Origin of the sequence: Rhodococcus sp. GXMU-t2271 (assembly GCF_041414735.1) — a bacterium.
Taxonomy (GTDB): domain Bacteria; phylum Actinomycetota; class Actinomycetes; order Mycobacteriales; family Mycobacteriaceae; genus Rhodococcus; species Rhodococcus indonesiensis.
In genome coordinates, this window is sequence record NZ_JAUIZP010000067.1 from 34,572 (window position 1) to 50,551 (window position 15,980).

13 protein-coding genes are annotated in these 15,980 nt (G+C 70.4%); 9 read left to right on the forward strand and 4 right to left on the reverse strand.

Annotated elements, in window-relative coordinates; genetic code table 11:
* Nucleotides 1–2: 2 nt before the first annotated feature.
* The gene (locus QYS60_RS23570) at nucleotides 3–446 is read right to left on the reverse strand and encodes a Fur family transcriptional regulator (RefSeq protein WP_010595420.1); all 444 of its coding nucleotides are present in this window, start codon (nucleotides 444–446) and stop codon (nucleotides 3–5) included.
* A 105-nt stretch (nucleotides 447–551) separates the two neighbouring features.
* Entirely contained in the window at nucleotides 552–2,006 is a 1,455-nt protein-coding gene (locus QYS60_RS23575; RefSeq protein ID WP_003936667.1) for a CCA tRNA nucleotidyltransferase, read from the reverse strand.
* Between the two features lie 98 nt (nucleotides 2,007–2,104).
* Between QYS60_RS23575 and QYS60_RS23580 the strand changes: the two genes are divergently transcribed.
* From QYS60_RS23580 to QYS60_RS23600, 5 genes are all read left to right on the forward strand, one after another.
* The gene (locus QYS60_RS23580) at nucleotides 2,105–2,698 is read left to right on the forward strand and encodes an NUDIX hydrolase (protein WP_003936666.1); all 594 of its coding nucleotides are present in this window, start codon (nucleotides 2,105–2,107) and stop codon (nucleotides 2,696–2,698) included.
* Nucleotides 2,695–5,028, forward strand: a complete 2,334-nt coding sequence (locus QYS60_RS23585) for a DUF6049 family protein (protein ID WP_289380665.1) — start codon at nucleotides 2,695–2,697, stop codon at nucleotides 5,026–5,028. Before QYS60_RS23580 ends, QYS60_RS23585 begins: the two co-directional genes overlap by 4 nt.
* Complete coding sequence (murJ, locus tag QYS60_RS23590) at nucleotides 5,025–8,849, forward strand: murein biosynthesis integral membrane protein MurJ (protein ID WP_371384424.1); 3,825 nt, start codon at nucleotides 5,025–5,027, stop codon at nucleotides 8,847–8,849. The genes QYS60_RS23585 and murJ overlap by 4 nt, the downstream gene beginning before the upstream one ends.
* An 83-nt stretch (nucleotides 8,850–8,932) precedes the next feature.
* Nucleotides 8,933–9,478 (forward strand): RNA polymerase sigma factor SigM, encoded by a 546-nt coding sequence (sigM, locus tag QYS60_RS23595; protein WP_289381737.1) that lies wholly within the window; start codon nucleotides 8,933–8,935, stop codon nucleotides 9,476–9,478.
* Between the two features lie 54 nt (nucleotides 9,479–9,532).
* A complete protein-coding gene (locus QYS60_RS23600; protein ID WP_371384425.1) occupies nucleotides 9,533–10,216 on the forward strand; it encodes a hypothetical protein in 684 nt (227 codons plus the stop codon).
* 12 nt (nucleotides 10,217–10,228) lie between these two features.
* On the opposite strand, the gene QYS60_RS23605 is transcribed toward QYS60_RS23600, so the two are convergent.
* Complete coding sequence (locus tag QYS60_RS23605; RefSeq protein WP_003936661.1) at nucleotides 10,229–10,798, reverse strand: TetR/AcrR family transcriptional regulator; 570 nt, start codon at nucleotides 10,796–10,798, stop codon at nucleotides 10,229–10,231.
* A gap of 81 nt (nucleotides 10,799–10,879) precedes the next feature.
* Here QYS60_RS23605 and QYS60_RS23610 point away from each other — a divergent pair, with 81 nt between their 5' ends.
* The 4 genes from QYS60_RS23610 (at nucleotide 10,880) to QYS60_RS23625 (ending at nucleotide 15,231) form a co-directional block, all read left to right on the forward strand.
* Nucleotides 10,880–12,079: an NADH:flavin oxidoreductase gene (locus QYS60_RS23610; protein ID WP_289381734.1), complete on the forward strand. Its 1,200-nt coding sequence runs from the start codon at nucleotides 10,880–10,882 to the stop codon at nucleotides 12,077–12,079.
* Between the two features lie 509 nt (nucleotides 12,080–12,588).
* A complete protein-coding gene (gene trxB / locus QYS60_RS23615) occupies nucleotides 12,589–13,557 on the forward strand; it encodes a thioredoxin-disulfide reductase (protein ID WP_003936659.1) in 969 nt (322 codons plus the stop codon).
* A gap of 31 nt (nucleotides 13,558–13,588) precedes the next feature.
* Nucleotides 13,589–13,918 (forward strand): thioredoxin, encoded by a 330-nt coding sequence (gene trxA, locus QYS60_RS23620; RefSeq protein ID WP_003936658.1) that lies wholly within the window; start codon nucleotides 13,589–13,591, stop codon nucleotides 13,916–13,918.
* 128 nt (nucleotides 13,919–14,046) lie between these two features.
* Nucleotides 14,047–15,231: an N-acetylmuramoyl-L-alanine amidase gene (locus tag QYS60_RS23625; RefSeq protein WP_003936657.1), complete on the forward strand. Its 1,185-nt coding sequence runs from the start codon at nucleotides 14,047–14,049 to the stop codon at nucleotides 15,229–15,231.
* Nucleotides 15,232–15,240: 9 nt separating this feature from the next.
* On the opposite strand, the gene QYS60_RS23630 is transcribed toward QYS60_RS23625, so the two are convergent.
* A complete protein-coding gene (locus QYS60_RS23630; RefSeq protein ID WP_289381728.1) occupies nucleotides 15,241–15,930 on the reverse strand; it encodes a GNAT family N-acetyltransferase in 690 nt (229 codons plus the stop codon).
* Nucleotides 15,931–15,980: the final 50 nt, after the last annotated feature.

Sequence of the window (15,980 nt, forward strand, 5' to 3'; positions counted from 1 at the left end):
GATCACGGATGTGACCGCGAAGCGTGAGCTGCCGAGCAGTCGGGGCACGTGCCCCAGTAGATGACCTCCGCCTCGTCGACGTGGAAGCCGCTGTGGTCGGACGCTGTCAGACAGGGCGCCTCGCCGACGGCACAGTCGACGTCGACGATGGCCCCGCAGGACCGGCAGACGAGGTGGTGGTGGTTGTCCCCGACCCGCGACTCGTAGCGTGCGACGGAACCGGACGGCTGGATCCGCCGCACCAGACCTGCACCGGTCAGGGCGTGCAGCACGTCGTACACGGTCTGCCGGGACACGTCCGGCAGACCGGTGCGCACGGCCCCGAAGATCGTCTCCGTGTCGGCATGCGGGTGCTCGTGCACCGCCTCCAGCACTGCGATCCGGGGCCGGGTCACGCGCAGCTCCGCCGTACGCAATTGCTCCACGAATTCCTGCGTCGAGGGCACGGGGATACTATGACGCACTTTTCTGGAATGAGTCATGACTTTGACGCAATCGCAGCATGATCAGAATTCGCGCGTATGCCCGGGGCGGCCGCGGCTACCCGGCCGCTAGGACTTCGGTTGCTGCGACCACCACTTCAACAGCTCGGCCTCGGCCTCGTCGCGATCGAGGGGTCCACGGTCGAGCCGCAGCTCCTTGAGGAACTTCCACGCCTGCCCCACCTGCGGGCCGGGCTTCAGGCCGAGCAGTTCCATGATGGCGTTGCCGTCGAGGTCGGGCCGGACCTTCGCCAGGTCCTCCTGCTCGGCGATCCGCTCGATGCGTGTCTCGAGATCGTCGTACGTGGCCTGCAGCGCCGCGGCCCGGCGCTTGTTGCGGGTGGTGCAGTCCGCCCGGACCAGCTTGTGCAGCCGGGGCAGCAGATCACCGGCGTCGTGCACGTAGCGACGGACCGCCGAATCCGTCCACTGGCCCTTGCCGTAGCCGTGGAACCGCAGGTGCAGGAACACGAGCTGACCGACGTCGTCGATCATCTGCTTGGAGTACTTCAGCGCCCGCATCCGTTTGCGGACGAGCTTGGCGCCGACGACCTCGTGGTGGTGGAAGCTGACCCCACCGCCCGGCTCGTTGCGCTTCGTCGCGGGCTTGCCGATGTCGTGCAGCAGGGCTGCCCAGCGCAGCACGAGGTCGGGGTCGCCGTCCTCGAGGTCGATGGCCTGCCGGAGCACGGTCAGCGAATGCCAGTACACATCCTTGTGCTGATGGTGCTCGTCGATCTCGAGCTTCATCGCCGGGATCTCCGGGATCACCCGCTCGGCGAGACCCGTCTCGACCATGATGTCGATGCCCTCGATGGGGTAGTCACCGAGGATCAGCTTGTCGAGTTCGGCCTGCACCCGCTCGGCGCTGATCCGCAGGATCTCGTCGGCCATGGCCACGATCGCGTCGTGGACGCGTTCGGCCAGCCCGAACCCCAGCTGGGAGACGAACCGCGCCGCGCGCAGCATCCGCAGCGGGTCGTCGTGGAACGACTCGCTCGGCAGCGCGGGAGTGTCGATGACCCCGGCGATCAGGGCATCCATTCCGCCGAGCGGATCGACGAAGTCCTCCGCGCCGGTCGGGCCGATGCGCACGGCCATGGCGTTGACGGTGAAGTCGCGCCGGACGAGGTCGTCCTCGAGGCGGGTGCCGTACTCGACGATCGGATGGCGGGTGACGCGGTCGTACGCGTCGCTGCGGAACGTGGTGATCTCGATCTGCTCCGGTCCCTTGACCGCGCTGATCGTGCCGAAGTCGATGCCGGTGTCCCACTGGTGGTCGGCCCAGCCGCGCAGCAACGCCTGCACCTGCTCGGGTCGCGCGTCGGTGGTGAAGTCGAGATCGGTGCCGAGGCGACCGAGGACCGCGTCCCGGACGCTCCCTCCCACCAGGTAGAGCTCGTGACCGGCGGCGGTGAAGCGCGCACCGAGCGGCGCCAGGATGTCCGACAGCGCACGCAGCGTCGCGTCGGCCCCGGCGAGCAGTCGGGCGCGCCGCTCGGTGTCGGTGGAGGGAGAGTTCACGTCTTCGAACCTTACCGAGGTGGCCGAACGCACCGGTGCGCGCTCCGGACGTGCCTGGTTGAACCGCCGGGCGCGTCCCGCCAACTAGTATCGATGGGGTGTCGCCCGCAGAACGTGCCAACCGCAACCGCCGCACCTCGCGGCGGCGTGGCGCGGGCGCCAAGTCCGGTGGCCGGCCCACCTCCGACACGTCGAAGCCTCACCTGCGCACGGTCCGCGAGACCTCGGCCGGGGGACTGGTGGTCGACGGCCTCGGCGGACCCCCCGAGAAATTGTGCGCGGCGTTGATCGGACGCACCGACCGGCGGGGCCGGCTGCTGTGGTCGCTGCCGAAGGGACACATCGAGAAGGGTGAGACCGCCGAGCAGACGGCGATGCGCGAGGTCCACGAGGAGACCGGCATCCACGGCACCGTCCTCGCCACCCTCGGCAGCATCGACTACTGGTTCGTCACCGAGGGCCGGCGCGTCCACAAGACCGTGCACCACTACCTGCTGCGCTACCTGGACGGCGAGCTCTCCGACGCCGACGTCGAGGTCACCGAGGTGGCCTGGGTCCCGCTGCCGGAGCTGCGCTCACGCCTGGCGTACGCGGACGAGCGCAGGCTCGCCGACGTCGCCGACCAGTTGATCGCCGAGATGGATCCGTCGATGCTGCTCGGACCCGGCGGACCGGAGGCCCGTCTCGGATGACGTCGGCAGCTCGCCGGGCCGCGGCGGCCGTTCTCGCCGTGCTCGCGCTCGTCCTGACGACGGCGGGCGTGTCCGTCGCCCAGCCGCGCAGCGACGCGTCCGATGCGCCGCGCTTCCTGGAACTGCGCATCGACTCGGTGACGCCGACGACGGTGTCCACCAGCAGCGAGCCGGTGGTGACGGTGAGCGGCACGCTCGAGAACGTCGGGGACCGCGACGTCGAGGACATCGCCGTGCGGCTGCAGCGTGCCCCGGCGGCCGGCTCGGCCGAGGAGCTGCGCACCGCGCTGACCTGGGATCAGACCGCCTACGACCGCACGGGCCCGTTCGAGCCGGTCGCCGACGTCCTCGAGCAGGGTGAGCAGCGGCAGTTCCGTCTCGAACTGGCGCTGCGCTCGGCGCAGGACCCGTCGCTGGAAATCGATACGCCCGGGGTGTACCCGCTGCTCGTCAACGTCAACGGCGCTCCCGAGTACGGCGGTCAGGCCCGGCTCGACGACGCCCGGTTCCTGCTGCCCGTGCTCGGGGTGCCCCCGAGCGAGAACCGGACGGACCGTCCCGTGCCGCCGGACACGTCCGCCCCCGTAGGAGTCACGATGATGTGGCCGCTCGCGGACCGGCCGCGCCTCGCGGCGGGGGTGCCCGGCTCGGCGACGGACCCGGTCCGCCTCGTCGACGACGACCTCGCGACGTCGCTCGCCGACGGCGGTCGCCTCGACGGATTGCTCGACGCCGCCGAGCGGGCGGTCACCGCCGAGGACCGCCGCGTCGCCGACGCGCTGTGCCTGGCCGTCGACCCTGACCTGCTTGTCACCGTCGCCAACATGACCCGCGGCTATCTGGTGGTCGAGGACCCCGCCGAGCCGATGGGCGAGACCCGTGACGGGGAGGGGACAGCGGCGGCCGCCGCATGGCTGGAACGGTTGCGTGCCGTCGCCGGCTCGATGTGCACGGTGGCGGTGCCCTTCGCCCAGGTCGACACCGCCGCCCTCGCCGAACTCGACGACGCATCGCTGGCCGGACCCGCCCTCGCCGCCCCCACCGGGATCGTGAACACGATCCTCGGGATCACGACGACCCGTAGCGACGTGGTCTGGCCCGATGCCGGGGTCCTGACCGAGAAGGCGGGGGCGTTGCTCGCCGCCGACGGCCCGGTGACGGCCCTGCTCGCCGACACCGCGGTCGACGCCGCGGACTCGGCCGCCGGCACGGGTCCCGTGCCCGTGCGGGGGGTGGACGGTCTGTCCACCGTCCTGTTCGACAGCGCCGCCGCGACCGCGCTCGCGGCGCTCGGTGACGCACCGCAGACGCCGTCGTTCACCGCCGAGGACGCCCGCTACGACCTCACCGAGGACTCCCCGGCCGCCCGACTGCAGGATGCGCTGGGCGCCCTGAGCTGGCCCACGCTGCGCACCGGGGACGACGCCACCCGGACCGTGTCCACCGGCGCGCCCGCGGTCCCGGAATCCGTGCTGTTCGTGCCGCCGCAGTCGTGGAGCGCCTCCGGCGACGACGCCGCCGCGGTCCTGTCGATGGTCGGCACGCTGATCCGCTCGGGCCTGGCCACCGCGCGTCCGTTCGACACCCTGTTCGCACCGGTGCCCGGCGACGCCCCCACCGTCGCGCTGTCCTACCCGGAGCAGGCCATCGTCGACGGCGCCTCGGCCGAGGTTATGGACACGGCCCGCGAGCAGGCGCCCCGGCTGGATGCGTTCGAGGAGGCGCTCGTCGAGGATCCCCAGGCACAGCTGACACCGCAGCAGTTCACCGCGCCGTTGCGCGAGGATCTGCTGCGGGCGATGAGTCTGGCGGGCCGGCGCGGGCCCGACCCCGGTTCCGCAGCACGCGACGCGGTGCGGCGCGGCGACGAGGTCCGCGACGCCGTCGACGGGATGTTCGCGGGAGTGACCGTGCTCTCACCGGGTGGTGTCTACACGCTGACCTCGGAACAGAGTCCCCTACTGTTGGTCGCGCGCAACGATCTGCCGGTGGGCATCACCGTGCGGCTGCACGTGGACGCCCCGTCGGCGATGAAGATCACCGACATCGGACCCACGCAGCTGCCGCCGCGGGGCAGCCGCACCCTCACGGTGCCGGCGCAGATCAGCGATTCGCGGAAGATCGGTGTCGAGTTCGCCCTGACCACGGAGTCCGGGCTGCCGCTCGGCACCCCGACGAACGTGACGGTACGGTCCAACGCGTACGGCCAGGTTCTCGCGATCGTCACCGGCTGTGCGGGAGCGCTGCTGCTGTTCCTGGCGGGCCGTCGTCTCCTGCACCGCTTCCGCGGCGAGCCCGATCCAGCCGACGAAGGGTACGAGAAGAAATGACCGGGAATCCGACCCGTGAGGACGTCGCCCCGCCCGCCCCCGCGGCGGCGGAGCCGGCCCCGCGCAAGAACCCCGGCCTCCTCGCCGCAACCGGCTCGATCGCCTTCGCCACCCTGATCAGCCGCATCACCGGCTTCGTCAAGCAGGTGCTGCTGCTGACCCTGCTCGGTGCCGCCGTCGCCAGCTCCTACACGGTCGCCGCCCAGATCCCGAACATGATCTCCGAGCTGGTGCTCGGTGCCGTCCTCACCTCGATCGTCGTGCCGGTGCTGGTCCGCGCGGAACGCGAGGATCCGGACGGCGGTACGGCCTTCGTCCGGCGCCTGTTCACCGTCTCCGTCACCGTGCTCGGGCTCGCCGCGCTGCTGGCCACCGCCGCCGCGCCGGTCCTCGTCACCCGGTTCTTCCTCGACGACACGGGCAAAGTGTCGACGACTCTGACCACGGCGCTGACGTATCTGCTGTTGCCGGCCATCCTGTTCTACGGCCTGTCGGCGCTGCTCACCGCCATCCTGAACACCCGGCAGGTGTTCAAACCGGGCGCGTGGGCGCCGGTGCTGAACAACGTCGTCGTCATCACGGTTCTCGTCCTGTACTTCCTGCTGCCCGGGGAGATCACCCTCGACCCGGTGCGGATGAGCGACCCGCATCTGCTGCTGCTCGGCTGCGGCGTCACCCTCGGCGTAGTGACCCAGGCGATGTCCCTGGTGCCGGCGCTGCGCCGCGAGGGGATCAGCCTCAAGCCGCTGTGGGGACTCGACGATCGGCTGCGCCAGTTCGGCGGCATGGCCGCGGCCATCGTGCTGTACGTGCTCATCAGCCAGGCGGGCATGGTGTTCGCGACCCACGTCTCGTCGAGTGCCGACGCGGCCGGCCCGGCGATCTACAACAACGCGTGGCTGCTGCTGCAGCTGCCGTACGGCGTGCTCGGCGTCACGGTGCTCACGGCGATCATGCCGCGGCTGAGCCGCAACGCCGCCGCGGAGGACACCCCCGCCGTGGTGGACGACCTGTCGGTCGCGACCCGGCTGACGATGATCGCGCTCATCCCGATCGTCGTGTTCTTCACGGTCGCCGGCCCGCAGATCGGCACGGCCCTGTACGGCTACGGCAGCTTCGGCGAGGGCAACGCCGAACGGCTCGGCCAGGCCGTCAGCTGGTCGGCGTTCACCCTGATCCCGTACGCCCTCGTCCTCATCCATCTGCGCGTGTTCTACGCGCGCGAGCAGGCGTGGACCCCCACGTGGATCATCCTCGGCATCACCGCCGTGAAGATCGCCCTGTCCGCCCTCGCGCCCGTCGTCGCCCGTAACGACGACCAGGTGGTGCTGCTGCTGGGCGTGGCGACGGGCCTGGCGTTCACGGTCGGGGCGGGCATCGGTGGGTTCCTGCTGCACCGCGCCCTCGGCGATCTGCGGATGGCGAACGTGGGCCGGACCCTGTGGCACGTGGTGACCGCGTCGGCAGCAGGCGTGGTGGCGATGCTGATCGCCGATCGGCTGCTGCGGCTCGGTGCGCTCAGCGACCGGTTCGGCGGCGTCGGTTCGATGGTGCGGGTCGCGATCACCGGCGCACTGATGCTGCTGGTGACCCTCACGGTCATGTGGCTGCTGAAGGTGCCCGAGATCCTGGCGATCACCGCGGCGGTCCGGCGCAAGGTCGACGCGCTGCGCGGTCGCACGCCCGTCGAACCGGAGATCGCCGAGGCCGACGCCGACGAGATCGCCGAACTCGAGGCGAACCGGGAGTCCGAGGCGGAGAAGACCATCGTGTTGCCACGTCTGGACTACGGCGACTACGGGGTGGCTCCCTACGACGCGGTCACCGAGGTGATTCCCGCGCTCCGGGACCTGCCGAGCCACATCGATGCACACGGGCAACTCCCGTACCCTGGTCGACGGCAGGTTCGGACCGCCCGGGACGGATCGCGCCGGTTCGCGGATGCCGGACGGCCTCCCGGTTACCTCCGGGGCGGGCGAGTCGAACAAGAAGGAGTGAGGGTGAGCGACGATCACGCTACCGGTAAGTCCACGGTCGATGAGTCCGCATCGACCGATCCGGGTTCGGTGTCCACGGACGCCGACGGCACCCGGTCCCCGCAGGCCGGCACGCCCGATCGTTCCACCTCGTCCCAGAAGTCCGCCGGCGGGGCGGCCGACGGCCGGTCCGGTTCCGGTCGGCCGCGGCGCGATCCCCACGTCGACACCGGCGTCGTCCCCGTCGGCTCGCCCCAGCTGCCGCCCCTGCGGGTGCCCGGGTCCGCGCCGCGCACTCCGATGCGCGGGCCGAAGCTGATCCCCGGCGCGTCGGTCGCCGGCGGTCGCTACCGTCTGCTCGCGCCGCACGGCGGCGCGCGCGGTCTGCGCTTCTGGCAGGCCCAGGACGTCAAACTCGACCGTGAGGTGGCGCTGACGTTCGTCGACGCCGAGCAGCGCGCGGGGGACGTGACCGGCCCCGACGGCCCGCAGGCGATCCTGTCGCGCACGCTGCGGCTGGGCCGGATCAACTCACCGGGGCTCGCCCGGGTACTCGACGTGGTCCGCGGCAGTTCGGGCGGCATCGTCGTCTCGGAGTGGACGCCCGGCCGTTCGCTGCGCGAGATGTCCGGCACCGAGCCGTCCCCGCTCGGTGCGGCACGCGCGGTGCAGGCCCTCGCGGCCGCGGCCGAGGCTGCGCACCGCGGCGGCGGTGCCCTCTCGATCGACCACCCCGACCGGATCCGCATCAGTGTCGCCGGCGACGCGGTGCTGGCCTTCCCCGCCACCTTCGCCGACGCGGACGTGACCTCCGACGTCCGGGGCCTCGGCGCGAGCCTCTACGGCCTGATCACTGCGCGCTGGCCGCTGCCCGAGCAGGCCGCGCCCGGGCAGCAGCCCCCGGCCCAGACCGGCGGCACGATCGGCGGGATGCGTCCCGCGGACCTGACCGCCGAGGGCATCCCGGTAGAACCCCGCGCGCTGCGGCCGGAGGTGCCGTTCGAGATCTCTGCGGTCGCGGTGCGCGCCCTCGCGGCCGACGGCGGCATTCGGACGGCGGCCACCGTGCAGCACATCCTCGGCCAAGCCTCGGTCGTGGACCAGAAGACCGACATGATCCCGGCGCTGCGGCTCGGGCAGCGCACTGCCGGTGCCACCAACCACGCGCTCGCGGACCCGGAGGCCCTCGCCGAGGAGAAGAAGCGGTCCGAGCGGATGCTGTTCGCGCTCGTCGGTCTCGGCATCACCACCGTGGTGCTCCTCGCCCTGATCGGCTGGTGGATCGCGAACCTGCTCGCGGGGGGCAGCTCCGACGAGCCGCTCACAAGTCAGGACTTCGGACTCACCCCGACCACCGAGGCCCCGTCGGAACCGGTGGCCCAGGCACCGGCGCCGGCCGCAGCCGCGGGACCGGTGGCGGCCTCGGCGGTGTCGGTGTTCTCCCCTCAGGGCACTCCGGACTCGCCGGCGACGGCGCGATTGGCGATCGACGGCGATCCCTCGACGGAGTGGAGCACCGATGCTTACTTCCAGCCGTTCCCCGCGCTGAAGAACGGAGTGGGCCTGATGGTGGCGCTGGCCGAGCCGGCGGCGCTGTCGTCGGTGTCGGTGACGTCGGACAGCCCGGGCACGAAGGTCGAGATCCGCAGCGCGCCGTCGGACCAGGCGTCCCTGGACCAGACCCAGGTGATCGGTTCGGCGACACTGCGTTCCGGCGTCACGGAGATCCCTGTCGAGTCCGAGGGACGCACCTCCGACGTGCTGGTGTGGATCACGGGCCTGAGCACGTCCGGTGGCGGCAACAAGAGCTCGATCGCCGAGGTGACGTTCACCGCCGCCGAGTAGCCCGGCGCTCGCACCCCCGGTAGCCCACCTCGATCGGCTACCATCCGCGCGTGCGAATTTTGGGGGGGATCGCAGGAATTGCCATGTCCGACGCCGAATTGCTGGCGGCGCACGTGGCGGGGGACCGACGTGCGTTCGCGCACCTGCTCGAACGGCACTACGACCATCTGTGGCAGGTGGCGCGCCGCACCAGCTACTCGCCGGAGGATGCGGCGGACGCCCTGCAGGAGGCGTTGCTGTCGGCGCATCGTACGGCGGGGAAATTCCGGAACAACGCGGCGGTGCGCAGCTGGCTGCACACCATCGTGGTGAACGCATGCCTGGACCGTATCCGGCGCAACCGGGCACGACCTACGGTTCCGCTGTACGACGACCACACCGACGTCCGTGACGTACGAAATCGCATCGCGGAGCGGGAGATTGCGCTCGACATCGAGGCGGCGCTGGGCGCCTTGCCGCCGGACCAGCGCGCCGCGGTCGTCGCGGTCGACGTGGAAGGCCGGTCGGTGAGCGAGGCGGCCCGGCGGCTCGGCGTCCCCGAGGGCACCGTCAAGAGCCGGTGCGCGCGGGGGCGTCGTCGGCTTGCGGTGCTTCTCGGCGACCTGCGAGAGACGGGGAACCGATCGTGATCGGTGACCGTCTTATCCTGGTGAGGGCACCCGAGGAGGCGGAGAGGACAGCGGATGACCGAGGACGAGCTGCCGCAGCCGCCGTATTCTGCCGACCTGCTCGCCGATCTGCACGCCGGGGTTCTGGACGACGATGTCGCCGCCCGGTTGTGGCCGGCGGTGCGACGGGATCCGGACGCCATGACGGTGATCGCCGCGCTCGACTCCGTCGGCCGCCGCCTGCGGGCTCTGGGTGAAGCCGAAGACGCCGGGGGGCCGTCGATCCCGCCGGACGTCGCGGCCCGGATCGATGCGGCGCTGACCGCCGAGGCCGCCGCGCGCCGCCGCCGACGACGCGCTGCGGCCGGCGCCGGGATCGCCGCCGCGGCCGCGGTGGCGATCGGATTCGCCGTCGTCGCCCACGGCGCGGACCGTCCCGGGCTTCCGGCGTCGACAGCTGCGCCTGCCGTCATCGCACCCGACACCGACGTACTCGATCCGGCGACGTGGCGCGCGATGATCGGCTCCGCGGACACCGGGCCTCTGTCGGACCGGAATTCCCTCCGGGAATGTCTCGCGGCCAACGGAATCGACGAGTCACGACCGCTACTGGGGGCGCGCACGATCCGCTTCGACGGCCGGGAGGCGGTGGCACTGCTCCTCGGTGACCCCGCGTCGCCGCGGTTGACGGCGCTGGTGGTGGGCACCGGGTGCGGCGCCTCCGACCCGGCCACTCTGGTGGTCCATGGGATCGGTTGAGCCGCAAGAAGTTCAATCGTCGGCGACAGGGATCAGCAGGTCGAGGATCCGTGCCCGCAGGGCGGCCGTATCGTCCTCGGCGGCAACGATGCTCGCGAACATCGCCGCACCCGCGGCAAGGACGAGCACGGCACGCGCGTCGAGGTCGGCGCGGGAGGAGCCGTCGGAGAACAGGGCCGTGCTCGGGCCGCTGAAGTTGCGCCACAGCGTGTTCCGCAGATCTTCGTGATCGCGGAGCGCCCCGATCAGCCCGGGCAGGGCAGCTCGGACGTCGGGGCGGGCGAACAGGTCCGCACTGCCCTGAACCACCCATTCGATCCAGCCGCGGCGGTCCGTCCCCTCGATCGGTGCCAGGTCCGGTGCGGAACCGAGAATCGAGTCGAGCACGAGGTGCGCCTTGGACGGCCACCGCCGGGCCAGCGCCGCCCGGCTCACCCCGGCGCGGGCTGCGATACCGCGCAGGCTCAGGCGCTCCCAGCCGACCTCGAGCAGCATCTCACGGGTCACGGCGAGGACCTCGGTGTCGATACGCGGATCGCGGGGGCGGCCGGCGGGCGCGGGGGAGCGGTCGAATGTGGTCATCACCGGTGATTGTGGCGCACGGCACGTCGCCGCACTATAGTTGCAACACGTTACAGAACCACTGGCATCGAAAGTAGGGGCATGACCTCGTCGCGACCTGCCGTGTTCGAGCCCGCCCGGCTCGGGCCGCTCACCCTGCGCAACCGCATCCTCAAGGCCGCGACCTTCGAAGGCGTCATGCCCGGTGGCCGCGTCACCGACGAACTCGTCGAGTTCCATGCCGAGGTCGCTCGCGGTGGCACCGCCCTGACCACCGTCGCATACTGCGCCGTCGCACCCGGCGGACGCGTGCATCGCAACACCGTCGTCCTCGACCGCGACACCGTCCCGGGCCTGCGGCGGCTCACCGACGCCGTGCACGCCGAGGGCGCGCTCGCCTCGGCGCAGATCGGTCATGCCGGCCTCGTCGCCAACCAGATCTCCAACGGGACGAAGACCCTCGCTCCGTCCACCCGCGTCAGCGCCCCCGCGATGGGCCTGGTGCGGGGCGCGAGCCTCGAGCAACTCGATCAGGTCGTCGCCGACTTCGAGAACGCGACCCGCTACGCCGTCGAGGCCGGATTCGACGCGCTCGAGGTGCATCTGGGGCACAACTATCTGCTCAGCTCGTTCCTCAGCCCGAATCTCAACAAGCGCGGCGATCGCTACGGCGGCGGTCTCGAGAAGCGAACCGCGTTTCCCCGGCGCGTTCTCGAGGCCGTCCGAAAAGCAGCCGGCGACTCGGTCGCCGTCATCGTCAAGTTCAACATGACGGACGGCGTCCCGAAGGGACTGTGGCTGCACGAGAGCCTGCCGATGGCGCGACTGATCGAATCCGACGGTCACATCGACGCAATGGAACTCACGGGCGGCAGCTCGCTGCTCAACGGCATGTACTTCTTCCGCGGCGACGTCCCGATGGCCGAGTTCGTCGCGTCCCAGCCCCGACTCGTCGGACTGGGTCTACGGTTCTACGGGCCGAGGCTCTTCCCGGCCTACCCCTTCGAGGAAGCGTTCTTCCTCCCGATGGCCCGGCAGTTCCGGGCGGAACTGAGCATGCCGCTCATCCTCCTCGGCGGCATCAACCGGATCGACACCATCGAGAACGCGCTCGACGAGGGATTCGATTTCGTCGCGATGGGCCGAGCGCTGTTGCGCGACCCGTACCTCGTCAACAGGTTCCGGGACGAACACGTGCGCGAGGGGCTGTGCATCCACTGCAACAAGTGCATGCCGACCATCTACACCGGAACCCGCTGCGTCGTGCGCGAAGCCCTGCGCGAGGTGGAACACCCCGCCTGACGCACGCGGGATCCTCACGCGGACCGAGGCTCCGCGGCGTTCAGGCACGAGATACGCGCTCCCTGAGTCGAACCCGGTGCGGTCCCTGCCCGGCGCCGATCGCGACGCTCGTGCGTCACACCGCTCGGCCGGAGCACACGGACGATTCGCGCGCCCGGGCTCCCGGCGGGCGTGGCCGGGGCCGTCGACATGCCGGGCATCGGCCGGACGCGCGTGGGGGAGGGGACCGGAAGCCGGGACGACACGGCACGGCTTCGACGGTCATATCGTCAACGTGACGATTCGACCTCCGGGTGCCGGGCTCCCGCCCCAGCCCGGCTGACAGCGGGGCAGAATACGCCGCACTGTGGCGTGACGCACGGCACGCGAGGAACAACACCCCTTACCCTGTTGTTGACCCATGTTGTGGACCACTGACGTTGTGGACCGCTGACGTCCCGGTCACGGGCCTTCAGGCTCGTCCGTCAAGTACCAGCAGGCAGAAGTACCAGCAGACACGGAAGGCTCGCATGACCACTGATTCCACGATCCACGACCTTGTCATCGTCGGTTCGGGTCCGGCCGGATACACCGCCGGGATCTATGCCGCCCGTGCCGAGCTGAAGCCGCTGCTGTTCGAGGGAACCCAGTTCGGCGGCGCCCTGATGACCACCACCGAAGTCGAGAACTTTCCCGGCTTCCGCGAGGGCATCATGGGGCCGGACCTGATGGATCAGATGCGCGAGCAGGCCCTGCGTTTCGGCGCCGACATCCGCTCCGAGGACGTCGACGAACTCGACCTGACCGGCGACGTCAAGAAGATCGTCGCCAACGGACAGACCTACCAGGCCCGCGCCGTCATCCTCGCGATGGGTGCTGCCGCCCGCTACCTCGGCATCCCGGGGGAGGAACAGCTCCTCGGACGCGGTGTGTCCGCGTGCGCCACCTGCGACGGCTTCTTCTTCCGCGACCAGGACATCGCCGTCGTCGGCGGCGGCGACTCCGCGATGGAGGAAGCGACCTTCCTGACCCGCTTCGCCCGCAGCGTCACCCTCGTCCACCGTCGCGAGGAGTTCCGCGCCTCGAAGATCATGCTCGACCGCGCCCGCGCGAACGAGAAGATCCGCATCGTCACCAACGCCAAGCCCGTCGAGGTGCTCGGCGATACCTCCGTCACCGGTCTGGTCCTCGAGGACACCGTCACGGGCGAACGCAGCACCCTTCCGGTGACCGGCATGTTCGTCGCGATCGGCCACGACCCCCGCAGCGAACTCGTCCGCGGACAGGTCGACGTCGACGACGCCGGCTACGTGAAGGTGCAGCAGCCGACCACCGCCACCAACCTGCCGGGTGTGTTCGCCGCCGGTGACCTCGTCGACCACCTCTACCGCCAGGCGATCACCGCCGCCGGCACCGGCTGCTCCGCCTCGCTCGACGCCGAGCGCTGGCTCGCCGAACTGCCGGACCACCACCCGATCACCGTCAACGCCGGATACTGATCCCTTCCCCCCTCATCGAGTAGGAGCCATCGTGGCCGACAAGAACACCGTCACCATCTCCGACGCCTCGTTCGTCGAGGACGTCCTCCAGTCCGACAAGCCGGTACTGGTCGATTTCTGGGCCACCTGGTGCGGCCCGTGCAAGATGGTGGCTCCCGTTCTCGAGGAGATCGCCGGAGAGCACTCCGACAAGCTCAAGATCGCCAAGCTCGACATCGACGCCAACCCCGCTGCGGCGCGCGACTACAAGGTCATGTCGATCCCGACGATGATCCTGTTCTCCGGCGGCAAGCCGGTGAAGACCATCGTCGGCGCGAAGGGCAAGGCGGCCCTCCTCCGCGACCTCGCCGACGTACTCTGAATCACCGTTTTCCACGTCGACACGGATGCGCCCGGATTATTCGTGGTCCGGGCGCATCTGCGACAATCGAACGATGGTCTGGTGGAACACCGGGCACAGCAGGTCAGCAGCACGGAAAGGGCCGAGACATGCACCGACTGCGCTACGGCGACCATGGCCCTGCCGTCGCCGAAATCCGGAGCACCCTCACCGGCCTCGGATTTCTGCACGGCGAGTCCGACGTCGCCGCCGGCGACAGCTGGGTGGGCTCCGATGCGGTGTTCGACCGTGAGCTCGACAGCGCGGTGCGCGCGTTCCAGCAGCATCGTGGCCTGCTCGTCGACGGCATCGTCGGTCCCGCCACGTACCGGTCGCTGAAGGAAGCCTCGTACCGGCTCGGCGCCCGCACCCTCATCTATCAGCTCTCCGCCCCGCTCTACGGCGACGACGTCGCGACCTTGCAGCGGCGTCTGCAGGACCTCGGGTTCTACGTGGACCGGGTCGACGGCTACTTCGGACCGCGCACCCACGAGGCGCTGAGTTCCTTCCAGCGGGAGATCGGTCTCGCGCCCGACGGCATCTGCGGTCCCGAGACCCTCCGTTCGCTGGAGCTGCTCGGCACCCGGGTCACCGGTGGGTCTCCGCACGCCATCAGCGAGGAGGAGATCGTCCGCCGGTCCGGTCCGCACCTGAGCGGCAAACGCATCGTCATCGATCCCGGCCTCGGCGGGCGCGACCACGGCATCATCGTGCGCAGCCCGCACGGCGACATCTCCGAGGCCGACATCCTCTGGGACCTCGCTCGTCGCCTCGAGGGCCGCATGGCCGCGACGGGAATGGAGACCTTCCTCTCCCGGCCGTATCACGCGAACCCGTCGAACATCGAGCGGGCCGGAACTTCCAACGCGTTCGGCGCCGATCTGATGATCTCCCTGCGCTGCGACAGCAGCCCCAACCCGGCCGCGAGCGGTATCGCGAGCTTCCACTACGGCAATGCGCACGGCTCCGAGTCGATGATCGGCCAGGTGCTCACCGGGTTCATTCAACGCGAAGTGACCGCACGCACGCCGCTGCGGGACTGCCGCAGCCACGGCCGCACGTGGGATCTGCTGCGCCTGACGAACATGCCGACCGTGCAGATCGATCTCGGGTATCTCACGAACGCGCAGGACGCCTCGGTCCTGGCCAACCCTCGTTCACGCGACATCATCGCGGAAGCGATCCTCATCTCGGTGAAGCGTCTGTACCTGCTGGGGCAGGACGATCAGCCCACCGGCACCTACACCTTCGCCGAACTGCTCGCCGAGGAGCTGTCGATCACCGAGACCCGCTGAGCGGTTCGCTCAGCGGGCCGCCCCCACGGGCGTGCGGTCCGAGATGCCCGCGACGGTGAGTGCGGCCTCCTCGAGCAGACGGTCCAGGGCCGCTTCCACGCCCATCTTCCATTCGTGATCGCGATCGAGTTCGAGTCGCAACCTGGGGTAGCGGTGGTGGGGGGCGACGACCTCGAAGCCCATGTCCTCGAGGAATCCAGCCTCGATCATGCACTCGGCGGGGGAGCAGTCCCGGGCCGCCGTTGCGCCGGGGACATCGCTCTCCGTCTCTCCGTCGGACCGGTACCCGAAGGCCTCGATCGCGCGTACGTTGCGGCGGATCAGATCGGAGATCACCGCGCGGATCAGTCCCGTGCCGAGGTCGCTGTCCTCCGCGAGCGGTTCGATCCGCATGGTGGTCAGCAGAACGGCATCCGCGCTCACCGGGGAGGTCGGGAACAGGTGGGCACGCGGCACCATGTTCGGCGGGGCGTAGAACGCGCTGCCGGCGGGCTTGTCGTCGAGCGTGGCGACCTGGGCGCAGGAACCCCACTGGAGCATGACCATCGACAGCCACGCCTCCTTCTCGAACTCCGGATCGTAGAACCCGCCCGCGTCGCGTACCGCCGCGGGATCCATCTCCCAGAACACACAGCGTCGGGCGTGTGCCGACAGCTGGTCCATTCCGCCCAGGGTGAGAGTTGTGACTCGAGTCGACACTGGGTTACTCAGCCTCCATGTCCGTATCCTCGACTGTCGTCCTGACGTGC